Source organism: Rhodococcus aetherivorans (assembly GCF_025722975.1).
Taxonomy (GTDB): domain Bacteria; phylum Actinomycetota; class Actinomycetes; order Mycobacteriales; family Mycobacteriaceae; genus Rhodococcus; species Rhodococcus aetherivorans.
This window is the reverse complement of record NZ_CP106982.1, coordinates 2,926,665-2,939,696: the sequence shown is the minus strand read 5'-3', so window position 1 is coordinate 2,939,696 and position 13,032 is coordinate 2,926,665. Positions and strand designations below refer to the sequence as shown.

Genomic DNA, 13,032 nt, shown 5'->3' with positions numbered 1-13,032 from the left:
GTGGCGGCACGACGGGCGTCAGTACCGGCGGGCGTTGTGGAACGGCATCCTGTCCATCGGGGCGACCTTGACGGGCACGCCGTACGTGGAGGCGTGCAGGACGTTGCCGTTGCCCGCGTACAGCCCCACGTGCGAGGCGTCGTCGTAGAAGGTCACGACGTCGCCGGGCTGGAGCTGGTCGCGCGGGACGGGGGTGCCGCCCTGGGCCTGGGCCTGGCTCGAGCGCGGCAGGCTCTTGCCGATCTGCTTGTAGGCCCACACCACGAGGCCGGAGCAGTCGAACGCGGAGGGGCCGGTGGCCCCCCAGCTGTACGGGCTGCCGATCCTGGTCATGCCGGCCTGCAGGGCACCGCTGCCGCTACCGGGGGCGAGGCCCGACAGGATCTTCTCGGCGTCGAATCCCGGCGGGAACGGCGCGCCGGCCAGCGTGGCCTTCTCCTCGGCGCTCAGCTCGGCGAAGGCGGCGAGCACCTCGTCGATCTGGGCCTCGAGCTCGCTCTGCTGCCGCTGCAGATCGTCGCGCACGGCTTGCGCCTGCTCGGCGGCGGCACGCGCCTCGTCGACCGAGCGCTGGGACGCCAGCGCCGCCTCCGCGGCGGCCGACGACGCGGTGCGGAATCCCGCGACCTGGTCGGCGGTCTCCTGGGCGATGACGTCGAGCGCCGACATCTGGTCGAGCAGCTGCTGGGGTGAGTCGCTGACCATCAGGGCGAACAGCCGGTTGGTGCGGGCACCGCGGTAATTGGCGACGGCGAGCTTGTCCACGGTCGGGCGGAAGACCGCGAGTTCTGCTTCCGCGGCGGCCAGCGCCTCGCGGTCGCGGGCCAGCTCCGCGTCGGCGGCGCGCTGGGCGTCGACCTTCGCGTCGAGATCGATTCCGGCATTGTGCAGCGCCTCGGTGGTCTGCTCGGACTTGCGCGACAGCTCGGCGAGCCGCTCCAGGGCGACGGTGGGGCTCTCCCCCACCGGGTCGGCTCCGGCCGGGGCGGCCGCGAACGCCACCGTCAGCAGCACTCCGATTGCCACCAGCGCCCGAAGCGACCGTTTCGTCCTGTCCACCACCACGGGACCAGGTCCTTTCGTTCGACGTTGCGCACCCGTTACCCGAAAAATCTCGATCAGGTTACGGAAGGGCATTGGTTCGTGTCTACCCACCGGTAGGTCACGCAGCGCCGGGTAGGCGAATCCCGGAAAACCGGCGGGGGCGGACCGGCATCGACCGGTCCGCCCCCGCTGCGCCACTGCGTGGCAGTCGTCGAGTCGTCGCTCAGTAGCGACGGGCCCCGTCGACCGGCATCGAGTTCACCGGGGCGACCTTCACGGGCTGGCCCGAGGTCGACGCGTGGATGACGTTGCCGTTGCCGATGTAGATGCCGGAGTGGCTGCCGCCGTAGAAGGACACGACGTCGCCGGGCTGCAGCGCCGAAACGTCCACGGCGCGACCGGCGGAGGCCTGCTCGTAGCTGGTGCGCGGCAGGTTCAGGCCGGCCTGCTTGTAGGCCCACTGCACCAGGCCGGAGCAGTCGAAGGCGTCCGGGCCGGCGGCGCCGTAGACGTACGGGGCGCCGAGCTTGGTGTGAGCGGCGTCCACGGCGCGCTGTGCGACCGAGGTGACCGGCGCGCTGAAGGGCGCGGCCGGCGCCGGCGCGGCACCCTGCGGGGCCGGCGGGACGAGGTTGGTGACCTCCGGCGGGAGGGTCACACCCGCCGGCAGCTCGAACGAGCCGACGCCGGGAATGGTGATCGGTTCCGCGAGGGCGGGACCCGCCGAAACAGTGACCGCGCCGAGAGCGAGGGCACCGGCGACGACGGCGCGCCGCACGGTGCGCTTGGAAATCTGAGACGCCACGAGGGGGTTGCTCCATTTCTTCCGTTCGTCCGCCGACCGAGTTAGCTGACGGGTTCGGGCTGGGAAGATCAGCCCTACCCCTCGTCCCGCTGGCGCGGTCGGAGGGGATTCACCCCAGAGGACAACGTGGGTCCCCGGCTCGGGCACCCGCTGCGGGTGCGCCGATTAGGCGGTGACCGAGCGGCGTCTCCCCTCTGGTGGTTCGACATCCTCACCGCTTGGTCTCGAAAAGATTACGAAATCGCATCGGAGGATGTCGACCGTCCGCGCCGGAGACGCCGCGGATTGACGGGTATGTCCGATTCGGGTCCGACGGCCCGGCCCGTTCGATCACGGAAACATAACGGTCGGTTCGGGACGCGGCAGGCCCGCGGCCGCTCCGGGCGCCTCCGGCGGCCTGCGCCCGGAACCCGTCGCGTTGTCGCAGGTCGAACCGGCGATCACGAGCGCATCGACGAAGCGAGAAGCCGCCGACCGAGGCGGCGCCTGCCCTCCGGTCGCGGTATCGATACCCTCTCGCGCCGCCGCCCACACCCACACGGCCGACCGAAGGTGTGATCCTCGTCTCTCCGGACCGTTCCGGGTGTCTCCGCCCCGTCCCCGGGGTGTCGGACCCGCCCCCTACCCTGGCGTCGTGACCGTGCCCCACCGAACCGAGCCCGCCGTCGGGGTGCAGCTCGGTTTCGACGAATTGGACACGCCGCTGCGGGAGACCACCTTCGTCGTCGTCGATCTCGAGACCACCGGCGGCAGCTCCACGGACGACGCGATCACGGAGATCGGGGCGGTCAAGATCCGCGGCGGCGAGGTGCTCGGCGAGTTCGCCACGCTCGTCGACCCGGGCCGGTCGATCCCCCCGAACATCGTGCAGCTCACCGGCATCACGACCGCCATGGTCCGTGCCGCGCCCCGGATCGAGCAGGTCCTGCCCTCGTTCCTCGAGTTCGCCGCCGGATCCGTGCTCGTCGCGCACAACGCGGGCTTCGACGTGGGATTCCTGCGGGCCGCGGCGTCCCGGTCCGAGGTCGCGTGGCCCCGCTTGCAGGTACTGTGCACGGTCAAGCTCGCGCGCCGCGTCCTCGGCCGGGACGAGGCACCGTCCGTGCGGCTGTCCGCGCTCGCCGAGCTGTTCCGGGTGTCCACCACGCCCACGCACCGCGCCCTCGACGACGCCCGGGCAACCGTCGACGTCCTGCACGCGCTCATCGACCGCGTCGGCAACCAAGGGGTACACAGCCTCACCGAACTGCGGGACTATCTGCCGGCCGTCACCGCCGAGCAACGCGCCAAACGGTCCCTCGCGGCGCACCTGCCGCGGCGGCCCGGCGTGTACCTGTTCCGCGGGCCCTCGGACGAGGTGCTGTACATCGGGACCGCGGTCGACCTGCGCCGCCGCGTGCGCAACTACTTCACCGGATCCGAGACCCGGCCCCGCCTGAAGGAGATGGTGGCACTCACCACCCGGATCGATCACGTCGAGTGCGCCCATGCCCTCGAGGCCGGGGTGCGGGAGCTGCGGCTGCTCGCCGCGCACGCCCCGCCCTACAACCGTCGCTCCAAGTTCCCCACCCGGGGCTGGTGGATCACCCTCACGGACGAGGCGTTCCCCCGGCTGTCCGTCGTCCGCACACCGACCACGGCGCCCCCGGCCCCGACGTGCGGCGGCCCGACCGACGCCGTCGGCCCGTTCTCGTCGCGGGCCGACGCCGTCGCCGTCGCCACCACCGTCGCCGAGTTCTGCCTGCTGCGGACCTGCACCCGGCGCATCCCCCGCACGAAACGGCACGGCGAGCACTGCCCTCCGGAGGCCGTGGGGGCCTGCGCCGCCGCCGCGGCCGGGCTGCAGACCCCCGTCGAGTACGCGCGGCAGGTGGACCTCGCCCGGGCGCTGCTGCGCGGGGAGGACGACGCGCCGCTGCATCGGATGCGCGAGCGCATCGACCACCTCGGCGCCGCCGAACTGTTCGAGAGCGCGGCCCGGCTGCGGGACCGGGCGGCCGACGCCGTGTTCGCGCTGCGCCGGACGCAGCGCCTGGCCGCCCTCGCGGCGGTGGACGAGCTGATCGCCGCCCGCCGACGCGCCGAAGGGGGCTGGGAGTTCGCGGTGATCCGGGCCGGCCGGCTCGCGGCAGCGGGAGTCGCTCCACGCGGCGTCCCGCCGATGCCCGTCGTCGACGCGATCGCCGCCGCGGCCGAGACCGTGCGCCCGACGACCGCGCCGCTGCGGGGTGCGCTCGTCGAGGAACTGGGACTGCTGGCCCGCTGGCTCCACGACGACGGAGTCCGCATCGTCCGGACCACCCAGGGCTGGTCCGAGCCGCTCCGCGGCGCCGGGGCGTGGGCGCAGTGGGGTGAGCTCGCCCGAACGGCACGCGCCGGGGCCGAGCCGGTCACGATCGCGCACCCCCTACGCTGAGGGCTCGCCCGCAGGTCCGTCCCCGGAAGCCGAGGAGAGCAATGATCCACGCCATCGTCCTGATCCACGCCGACGCCCACCGCATCCCGGAGACCGCCCAGGCGGTCGCGGACCTGGCCGGCGTCGACAAGGTGTACTCGTGCGCCGGCGACATCGACCTGATCGCGGTGCTGCGGGTGCGCGACCACGAGGAGATCGCCGAGGTGGTCACCCGCGGGATCAACAAGCTCGACGGCGTGACCAGGACGGCGACGCACATCGCCTTCCAGTCGTACTCGAGCGCCGACGTCGAGGCCGGGTTCTCGATCGGCGAATAGGACGGACGCCCCGGCCCGTCGTCGCGCTCAGCCCGCGGCGGCGAGCCGGTTGGTCACCTCGACCCAGCGGGCGAGCACCGCAGCCGCCGCGCCCGAGTCCAGCGCCTCGGCTGCCGTCTGCATCCCCGCCGCCAGGGCACTGGCGAGCGATCCCTCGAACCCCCGGAAGGCGGCGATCGCCCCGGCGGCGTTCAGCAGGACCGCGTCGCGTACCGGCCCGTGCTCCCCTGCGAGCACCGCCCGCGCGATCGCGGCGTTCTCGGCGGCGTCGCCGCCGCGCAGCGCGTCGAGCGGCACCCGGGCGACGCCGAGGTCGGTGGGGTCCAGGCTCACGGTGCTCACGCTGCCGTCGCGGACGACGTACACCGTCGACGTCGTGGAGGTGGTCAGTTCGTCCAGCCCGTCGTCGCCCCGCACGACGAGCGCCGAGTTGCCCCGCTCGGCGAGGACACCGGCGACCGTGCCGATCAGCTCCGGAAAGGCACATCCGATCAGGCCGGCGCGGGGCCGGGCCGGGTTGGTCAGCGGCCCGAGCACGTTGAACACCGTCGGGATACCGATCTCCTTACGCGGTGCGGCGGCGAACCGGAGCGCCGGGTGGTAGACGGGGGCGAAACAGAACCCGATGCCGGCCTCGGCGACCGACTCCGCGACGGCCTCGGGACCGAGGCTGATGTGCACGCCGAGCGCCTCGAGCACGTCCGCGCCGCCGCTCTTCGACGAGGCCGCCCGGTTGCCGTGCTTGACGACGCGGATGCCGCACGCGGCCACCACCAGCGACGCCATGGTGGAGATGTTGACCGTGTTCGCCCGGTCCCCGCCGGTGCCCACGATGTCGACGACGTCGTCGTCAACCGGCACCAGCCGGGCGTGGCCCAGCATCGAGTCGGCGAGACCGAGCAGCTCCTCGGGCGTCTCCCCCTTCATCTTCAGCGCGACGCCGAACGCGGCGATCTGCGCGGCCGTGGCGTTGTCGGACATGATCTCGTCCATCGCCCACTGGGCCTCCGCACGCGCGAGGTCGCGTCCGGCGGTGAGCGCACCGAGGACCGCCGGCCAGCTCCGGGCCACCGCATCCGCCTGTCGTCCAGCGTTCATCGCACCTGCCCTCGCCGCATCTCGCTACTCGGTGCGCCGCCGTCGTCGGCGGCGCATGCCGGAAGAGCTTAGCCAGCGCCGATCTCCGGCTGCAGGGCGTCCCACCCGAGCGCGGTACCGCCGAGTCGTTGCGCCAGACCGGCCATCCGCGACCGCTCCTGCGAACAGTGCAGCGCATCGAGCACCTGCACCCGCTGCAGCAGCACGGCCTCGCGGCCGGGCCCGGCCGGGTTCGCCGGCTGCGCCGGGGCGTACCCGTCCTGCGCGGCCAGGGCGATCGCCCGCTCCACGGAATCGGCCGGCAGCTCGAGGTGGTGCCGCAGGACGGCCTCCGCCTCCGGCGACCAGGCCGGTTCGGTCGTCGCACCCCGCTCGAGGGCGGTCGAACAGGCCTCGACGTCGTCGAAGGACGAGACCACCACCACCAGGTCCGGCCGCGCCGGATCCAGGGGCTCCGGACGCCTGCGCGAGAACGCTCGCCGGACCCGGCCCCACACCCCTCCGCCACTGCTCATCGCACCACGATCCCACGCGCCACGGGCGGTGCACGACCGCCCCCGGAAAATGCGACCGCACGGCGTCCACCAGCGAAGACGCGCCGATTTCGGCCCCGATTGCCCACGAGTTACTACGAGCAGTCATACTTGCGAACGTGACGAGCGCAGTAGGGACTTCAGGAACTGCAATCACCCAGCGCGTGCACTCGCTGAACCGGCCCAATCTGGTCAGCGTCGGCACCATCGTGTGGTTGTCCAGTGAGCTCATGTTTTTCGCAGGGCTCTTCGCCATGTACTTCGTGGCGCGGGCGCAGGCCGACGGCAACTGGCCGCCGGAGCCTGTCCATCTCAATCTGGCGTTGGCGGTGCCGGTCACCCTCGTGCTGATCGCCTCCTCCTTCACCTGCCAGATGGGTGTGTTCGCCGCCGAACGCGGCGACGTGTTCGGCCTCCGGCGTTGGTACATCATCACCCTCGCCATGGGCACGTTCTTCGTGCTCGGCCAGGGCTTCGAGTACACCCAGCTGGTCGGCGAGGGCGTGACGATCTCGAGCATGGTGTGGGGTTCGGTCTTCTACATCACGACCGGCTTCCACGGCCTGCACGTCATCGGCGGCCTCGTCGCCTTCGTGTTCCTCCTCGTGCGCACGAGGGTCAGCAAGTTCACGCCGGCGCAGGCCACCGCGGCGATCGTCGTCTCCTACTACTGGCACTTCGTCGACATCGTGTGGATCGCGCTGTTTGCCACGATTTATTTCATCCGTTAGCCAGCTGAACGCCCAGGCAGCCCCCTGACGTCCAGTCCGTCCCGACATACCAAAGGGATACAGATGAGTTCATCACCACCTCTCGCTTCCGAGGGTGACATGCCCGGTCAGTCCGCGGCCGCGTCCGCCAAGTCCCGCCGTCAGCGCAAGCTGCGCCGCCGCGTCACCGGTGCGCTGGTGCTCGCCCTCGGCCTGCTCAGCGCCGGCTTCCTCGCCTCCGCGCTGACTCCCGCGCCGCAGGTGGCGACGGCGAACGAGGACCAGTCGGCCCTGATCCGCGAAGGCAAGCAGCTCTACGAGACCTCCTGCGTCACGTGCCACGGCGCCAACCTGCAGGGTGTGCAGGACCGCGGCCCCAGCCTGATCGGTGTCGGCGAGGCGGCCGTGTACTTCCAGGTCTCCACCGGCCGCATGCCGATGATGCGCAACGAGGCCCAGGCCGTGCGCAAGACGCCGAAGTTCGACGCGGCCCAGACGGACGCCCTCGGCGCGTACATCCAGGCCAACGGCGGCGGCCCGACGCTCATCCGTGACGAGAACGGCGAGATCGCCCAGTCCTCGCTGCGCGGCGACGACGTCGCCCGCGGCAGCGAGCTGTTCCGCCAGAACTGCGCCTCGTGCCACAACTTCACCGGCCGTGGCGGCGCGCTGTCGTCCGGCAAGTTCGCGCCGGCGCTGGATCCGGCGAACGAGCAGCAGATCTACACGGCGATGCTGACCGGCCCGCAGAACATGCCCAAGTTCTCCGATCGTCAGCTCACGCTGGAGGAGAAGGAGGACATCATCGCCTACGTCAAGGCGTCCGGCGAGACGAACAGCCCCGGCGGATACGGCCTGGGCGGATTCGGCCCCGCCTCCGAGGGCCCGGCGATGTGGGTGGTCGGGATCGTCGCCGTCGTCGGTGCGGCACTGTGGATCGGAGCAAGGTCATGAGTGGCGGCGAAACGCCGAACAAGCACACGATCGAGAACCTCGATCAGATGAGCCGCGACGATCTCGTCGCGCTCGGCACCAACCTCGACGGCGTGGACGTGGCGTTCCGCAAGGACCGCTGGCCCGTCGCGGGCACGCGCGCCGAGAAGCGCGCGGAACGGAACGTCGCCTTCTGGTTCGGGCTGGCGGGTGTGTCGGCTCTCGCGTTCATCGCGGTCTTCATCTTCTGGCCGTGGGAGTACCAGGGCCCCGGTGAGGACAACTACACGCTGTACAACCTGTACACGCCGCTGCTGGGCCTGACCCTGGGTCTGGCCATCCTCGGCGTCGGCGTCGGCGCGGTGCAGTTCACCAAGAAGTTCATCCCGGAAGAGGTGTCGATCCAGGATCGGCACGACGGAGTCTCTTCGGAGGTCGATCGGCGGACGATCGTCGCCGAGCTCTCCGACTCGCTGGACACCTCCACGCTGCCGCGTCGCAAGCTGATCAAGCGCACGGCACTGTTCGGTGGCGGCGCGCTCGGCCTCGGCCTGATCATGCCGCTCGGCGGCCTGATCAAGAACCCCTGGGCCGAGGGCGACGAGTCGCCGCTGTGGGTCTCGGGCTGGACGCCCCGGTACCCGGGCGAGACGATCTACCTGCGTCGCGACACCGGACGCCCGAACGACATCGTCCTGGTCCGCCCGGAGGACCTCGATGCCGGCGGCATGGAGACCGTGTTCCCCTTCCGCGAGTCGGACCGCGGTGACGAGCACGCCCTCCTCGAGGGCCTGCGCGGCATCCGCAACGCCGTCATGCTGATCCGCCTCCGGACCGAGGACACGGCGAGGGCGATCAAGCGCAAGGGTCAGGAGAGCTTCAACTACGGCGACTACTTCGCCTACTCGAAGATCTGCACCCACCTGGGCTGCCCGACGTCGTTGTACGAACAGCAGACCAACCGCATCCTGTGCCCCTGCCACCAGTCGCAGTTCAATGCCCTGGAGTACGGCAAGCCCCTGTTCGGTCCTGCTGCTCGCGCACTGCCGCAGTTGCCTATTACAGTGAACGAAGAGGGCTTCCTCGTCGCCAACGGTGACTTCATCGAGGCTCTCGGTCCGGCATTTTGGGAGCGTCGCCCGTGAGTACTGCAACACCATCCCGCGCCGCCCACGCGGCGGAGAACATCGACTCGCGCTATCACCCGGCCGCCGGGCTGCGGCGTCAGATCAACAAGGTGTTCCCCACCCACTGGTCCTTCCTCCTGGGTGAGATCGCCCTGTACAGCTTCGTGATCCTGCTGATCTCGGGTGTGTACCTGACGTTGTTCTTCGATCCGTCCCTCGCGCACGTCACCTACGACGGCGCCTACACCCCGCTGCGCGGCGTCACGATGTCGCGTGCGTACGAGACGACCCTGGACATCTCCTTCGAGGTGCGCGGCGGTCTGTTCGTCCGGCAGATCCACCACTGGGCTGCGCTGATGTTCGCCGCGTCGATCATCGTGCACCTGCTGCGCGTGTTCTTCACCGGTGCGTTCCGCCGTCCGCGTGAAGCGAACTGGGTGATCGGCTCGCTGCTGCTGATCCTGGCGATGTTCGAGGGCTTCTTCGGCTACTCGCTGCCCGACGACCTGCTTTCCGGCACCGGCCTGCGGGCCGCGCTGTCCGGCATCACCATCAGCATCCCGGTGATCGGCACCTGGATGCACTGGCTGATCTTCGGCGGCGACTTCCCCGGCATGCTCATCATCCCGCGCCTGTACGTCGCGCACGTGCTGCTGATTCCGGGCATCATCCTCGCCCTGATCGCAGCCCACCTGGCCCTGGTCTGGTACCAGAAGCACACCCAGTTCCCCGGCCCCGGCCGTACCGAGCAGAACGTCGTCGGTGTCCGGATCCTGCCGGTGTTCGCGGTCAAGTCCGGTGCGTTCTTCGCCATCACCTTCGCCGTGCTGGCGCTGATGAGCGGTCTGCTGCAGATCAACCCGGTCTGGAACATCGGCCCGTACAACCCGTCGCAGGTGTCCGCCGGCTCGCAGCCCGACATCTACATGATGTGGACGGACGGCCTGGCCCGTATCTGGCCGGCGTGGGAGATCTACCTGTTCGGCCGCTACACGATCCCCGCGGTGTTCTGGATCGCAGTGATCATGGGCCTGGTCTTCACGGTCCTCATCGCCTACCCGTGGATCGAGAAGAAGTTCACCAAGGACGATGCGCACCACAACCTGCTGCAGCGTCCGCGGGACGTGCCGGTCCGGACCGCGATCGGCGCGATGGCTCTGACGTTCTACGCCATCGCGACCATCATGTGCATCAACGACATCATCGCCTACAAGTTCGACATCTCGCTGAACGCGATGACGTGGATCGGCCGCATCGGCATCCTGCTCGGCCCGCCGCTCGCCTACTACCTGACCTACCGGTTCTGCCTGGGCCTGCAGCGCAGCGACCGCCAGGTGCTCGAGCACGGCATCGAGACGGGCATCGTCCGTCGACTGCCGCACGGCGAGTACATCGAGATCCACCAGCCGCTCGGCCCGGTGGACGACCACGGTCACCCGATTCCACTCGAGTACCAGGGTGCACCGGTGCCGAAGCGCATGAACAAGCTCGGCACCGCCGGCAAGCCCGGCGCGGGCAGCTGGTGGAGCGCGGACCCGGCCGAGGAGGCGACGGCACTCGAGGCCGCGCACCACGAGGCCGAGGTCGAGCAGCGCGCCATCCTGAGCGAGTACCAGACGCGCGTCCACGGCACCACGGACGGCGACGGCAAGGCGCACTGACGGTCGCTCGAGTCCGAAACCACGGGAGGGGCCCCGAACCGGAAACGGTTCGGGGCCCCTCCCGTTTCTCCGTGGTCCCTGCGGCTTCCATCCCCGGTGGCTTCCGGTCGGTGCGGACGACCGGATCCGGTCCCCGCACCCCACCCCTCCCCCACTGCGACGGACGGCCGGGAACCCGAGCGGACCGTCGGCTCACCGGCCCTCGGACGGGCCGGGCGTGTCGCGGTACGCGAGTCGGTTCGAGCGCGGTACCGCATCGGCGTCTGCCCGGGGGCGCGCGGTGTCCTGCCGCCGCGTTCCGCGCGGTGTCCTGCCGCCGCGTTCCGACGGGACCATCCGGGTTCGATTCCGACCCGCGGCGCGGTATCACCCCACCGCCGGCACGGCGGCGAGCGCCACCTCGACGAGGTCGCCGCCGTAGTACCTCAGCAGCGCCCGCCTGTGGATCCGCCGTGGCTACGCCGGGCGGGTGAGTAGGCGTGAGGGCTCTCGCGGCCGGGACAGCGGCGCGCCGCGACACTGCCCGCCCGGCACCCCCGGCGTCGGCCCCGTTCCCCACGACCGGGCCATGGACGATTCCCCGGTGACACCCCGCCGAGCCGTGACGCGAACCGCGCACGGCGAGCACGGCCCGAGGCTCCCCGTCCGGGCACGGAACGGAAACGGCCGCGGGGCGGCCTCACCGTGTGGTGAGGCCGCCCCGCGGCATCGGATCTACGCGCTGTGTGCGCTCAGTGCTTCTCGGGTCCGACGTGGTACTCGAACACCAGGCCGGCCGCAGCAGCGAGGATCAGGATCACGGCGAGGACGATCAGCCACGGCTGGAAGAAGGCCAGCGCGATGGCGGCGAACGCAGCCGCCCCGGCCAGCAGGATCGGCCAGTAGCTACCCGCGCTGAAGAAGCCCAGGTCGCCTGCGCCGTCGCTGATCTCGGCCTCCTCGTAGTCCTCCGGGCGGGTGTCGAGGCGACGGGCCACGAACCGGAAGTAGGTGCCGACGATGAGCGTCAGGCCGGCGGAGAGCACGATCGCCGTCAGGCCGGCCCACTCGATGCCCGTGCGGGACAGGCCGGTGAACACTCCGTACACGATGGCGACGAGCACGAAGAACACCGTCACGACTTCGAAGAGCTTGGCTTCGATCTTCATATCAGCTTGTCCTTGGTCGGAGGTTTACCGGTCAGTTGCCCGCGGTGACGACACCACTGGCCGCGCGGTCGGTGCGGTCGGTCTTGAAGGGGGTGGTGGACGTCGCGACCGGGGACTCGCCGATGCGCTCGAGCGCCTGCGCGTTGGTCAGGCCCTCGCCACCGTCCTCGACGGGCTTGCGGAGCTCGATGTACTCCGCGAACCGCTCCGGGCTCACCGCGCGGACCTCGAAGTTCATCATGGCGTGGTAGGTGCCGCACATCTCGGCACAGCGGCCGACGAACGCGCCTTCCTCCTGGATCTCGGAGATCTGGAAGACCGGATCGGAGCTGTTGTTCAGCGGGTTCGGGTTGACGTCACGCTTGAACAGGAACTCCGGCACCCAGAAGGAGTGGATCACGTCGGACGAGGCGAGCACGAACTCGATCCGGCGATCGGTCGGCAGGACGAGGACCGGGATCTCGTTGCTGGTGCCGACCGTCTCGATCTTGTTGTAGTGCAGGTACGACAGGTCCTCGGCCTCCTGGCCGTGGATCGGGGCCGGGATCTCGTGCTCGCCGCCGGCATGCTCCTCGGTGTCGCCCTCGACCGCGGCCTGCGCGATCTCGTCCGTCCCCTCGTAGCGCGCCGTGCCCTCACCGAGGTCGACGGTGCGGTAGCCGAACTTCCAGTTCCACTGGAACGCCGTGACGTCGACGACGACGTTCGGGTTGTCCTCCTTCTCGAGGACGTAGTTCTGCACCACCACGGTGAAGTAGAACAGCACCGCGATGATGACGAACGGGACCGCCGTGTACAGCAGCTCGAGCGGCACGTTGTAGGCCGTCTGCCGCGGGAATTCCGGCGAGTCCTTCTTCTTGCGGTGGAAGATGACCACCCAGAAGGTCAGGCCCCACACCAGTACACCCATGACGAGGGCGGCGACGACCGACCACGTCCACAGCTCACGCATACGCTCGGCCTGCGGGGTAATCCCCTCCGGCCAGCCGAAACGCAGGACTTCCTCGCTGCTACATCCCGTCAGCAGCACGGCTGCAATACCGAGAGATGCTGCCAGCCCGAACCGCCGAAGGATCCGACCTTGCGCCACGTTCACGCCTTCCTGATCGCCGCAATTCCACTAGGGCACACCCGGAGGGCAGACCCAATTACTACGCAGCGTAGACCAAACCCGGCCGCGATCCATCCCCGGGGCGCACACAACGTGTCGCGTCGTCGCGTGCCCGCTGCTCACGGCCCG

The 13,032-nt window shown here is 70.2% G+C and carries 12 protein-coding genes and 1 riboswitch; of the genes, 6 read left to right on the top strand and 6 right to left on the bottom strand.

Annotated features, from left to right (window positions below):
• Positions 1-18: 18 nt before the first annotated feature.
• The gene (locus OCS65_RS13400; protein ID WP_006933341.1) at positions 19-1,065 is read right to left on the bottom strand and encodes an NlpC/P60 family protein; all 1,047 of its coding nucleotides are present in this window, start codon (positions 1,063-1,065) and stop codon (positions 19-21) included.
• Between the two features lie 202 nt (positions 1,066-1,267).
• Positions 1,268-1,849: a C40 family peptidase gene (locus tag OCS65_RS13395; RefSeq protein WP_006932087.1), complete on the bottom strand. Its 582-nt coding sequence runs from the start codon at positions 1,847-1,849 to the stop codon at positions 1,268-1,270.
• A 14-nt stretch (positions 1,850-1,863) separates the two neighbouring features.
• Positions 1,864-2,031: riboswitch (cyclic di-AMP (ydaO/yuaA leader) on the bottom strand.
• 452 nt (positions 2,032-2,483) lie between these two features.
• On the opposite strand from OCS65_RS13395, the gene OCS65_RS13390 reads away from it, so the two are divergent.
• Positions 2,484-4,265 carry a DEDD exonuclease domain-containing protein gene (locus OCS65_RS13390; protein ID WP_029544223.1) on the top strand — a complete coding sequence of 594 codons (1,782 nt, stop codon included), beginning with the start codon at positions 2,484-2,486 and terminating at the stop codon, positions 4,263-4,265.
• Positions 4,266-4,306: 41 nt separating this feature from the next.
• On the top strand, positions 4,307-4,582 hold the full coding sequence (locus OCS65_RS13385) for an Lrp/AsnC family transcriptional regulator (protein WP_100057742.1): 276 nt from the start codon (positions 4,307-4,309) through the stop codon (positions 4,580-4,582).
• Positions 4,583-4,609: 27 nt separating this feature from the next.
• Here the strand turns inward: OCS65_RS13385 and trpD are convergent, their stop codons facing one another.
• Both trpD and OCS65_RS13375 read right to left on the bottom strand, forming a co-directional pair.
• Entirely contained in the window at positions 4,610-5,680 is a 1,071-nt protein-coding gene (gene trpD / locus OCS65_RS13380; protein ID WP_185712797.1) for an anthranilate phosphoribosyltransferase, read from the bottom strand.
• A 68-nt stretch (positions 5,681-5,748) separates the two neighbouring features.
• Positions 5,749-6,195: a hypothetical protein gene (locus OCS65_RS13375; RefSeq protein ID WP_263510334.1), complete on the bottom strand. Its 447-nt coding sequence runs from the start codon at positions 6,193-6,195 to the stop codon at positions 5,749-5,751.
• A gap of 137 nt (positions 6,196-6,332) precedes the next feature.
• Between OCS65_RS13375 and ctaE the strand changes: the two genes are divergently transcribed.
• The 4 genes from ctaE (at position 6,333) to qcrB (ending at position 10,644) form a co-directional block, all read left to right on the top strand.
• Entirely contained in the window at positions 6,333-6,944 is a 612-nt protein-coding gene (gene ctaE, locus OCS65_RS13370; RefSeq protein ID WP_006932077.1) for an aa3-type cytochrome oxidase subunit III, read from the top strand.
• A 63-nt stretch (positions 6,945-7,007) separates the two neighbouring features.
• The gene (gene qcrC, locus OCS65_RS13365; RefSeq protein ID WP_377437792.1) at positions 7,008-7,877 is read left to right on the top strand and encodes a cytochrome bc1 complex diheme cytochrome c subunit; all 870 of its coding nucleotides are present in this window, start codon (positions 7,008-7,010) and stop codon (positions 7,875-7,877) included.
• Positions 7,874-9,001: a cytochrome bc1 complex Rieske iron-sulfur subunit gene (qcrA, locus tag OCS65_RS13360; RefSeq protein ID WP_029544230.1), complete on the top strand. Its 1,128-nt coding sequence runs from the start codon at positions 7,874-7,876 to the stop codon at positions 8,999-9,001. Before qcrC ends, qcrA begins: the two co-directional genes overlap by 4 nt.
• Positions 8,998-10,644 (top strand): cytochrome bc1 complex cytochrome b subunit, encoded by a 1,647-nt coding sequence (gene qcrB, locus OCS65_RS13355; RefSeq protein ID WP_029544233.1) that lies wholly within the window; start codon positions 8,998-9,000, stop codon positions 10,642-10,644. The genes qcrA and qcrB overlap by 4 nt, the downstream gene beginning before the upstream one ends.
• A gap of 731 nt (positions 10,645-11,375) precedes the next feature.
• Here qcrB and OCS65_RS13350 read toward each other — a convergent pair.
• Positions 11,376-11,792, bottom strand: coding sequence for a cytochrome c oxidase subunit 4 (locus OCS65_RS13350; RefSeq protein WP_006940002.1), 417 nt, complete (start codon positions 11,790-11,792; stop codon positions 11,376-11,378).
• Positions 11,793-11,823: 31 nt separating this feature from the next.
• Positions 11,824-12,888, bottom strand: a complete 1,065-nt coding sequence (ctaC, locus tag OCS65_RS13345; RefSeq protein ID WP_144415028.1) for an aa3-type cytochrome oxidase subunit II — start codon at positions 12,886-12,888, stop codon at positions 11,824-11,826.
• Positions 12,889-13,032: the final 144 nt, after the last annotated feature.

Coding starts and splice junctions, on each gene's coding strand:
- trpD (WP_185712797.1), bottom strand. CDS start 5,680: ATGAACGCTGGACGACAGGCGGATGCGGTGGCCCGGAGCTGGCCGGCG.
- OCS65_RS13385 (WP_100057742.1), top strand. CDS start 4,307: ATGATCCACGCCATCGTCCTGATCCACGCCGACGCCCACCGCATCCCG.
- OCS65_RS13350 (WP_006940002.1), bottom strand. CDS start 11,792: ATGAAGATCGAAGCCAAGCTCTTCGAAGTCGTGACGGTGTTCTTCGTG.
- qcrA (WP_029544230.1), top strand. CDS start 7,874: ATGAGTGGCGGCGAAACGCCGAACAAGCACACGATCGAGAACCTCGAT.
- qcrC (WP_377437792.1), top strand. CDS start 7,008: ATGAGTTCATCACCACCTCTCGCTTCCGAGGGTGACATGCCCGGTCAG.
- OCS65_RS13375 (WP_263510334.1), bottom strand. CDS start 6,195: ATGAGCAGTGGCGGAGGGGTGTGGGGCCGGGTCCGGCGAGCGTTCTCG.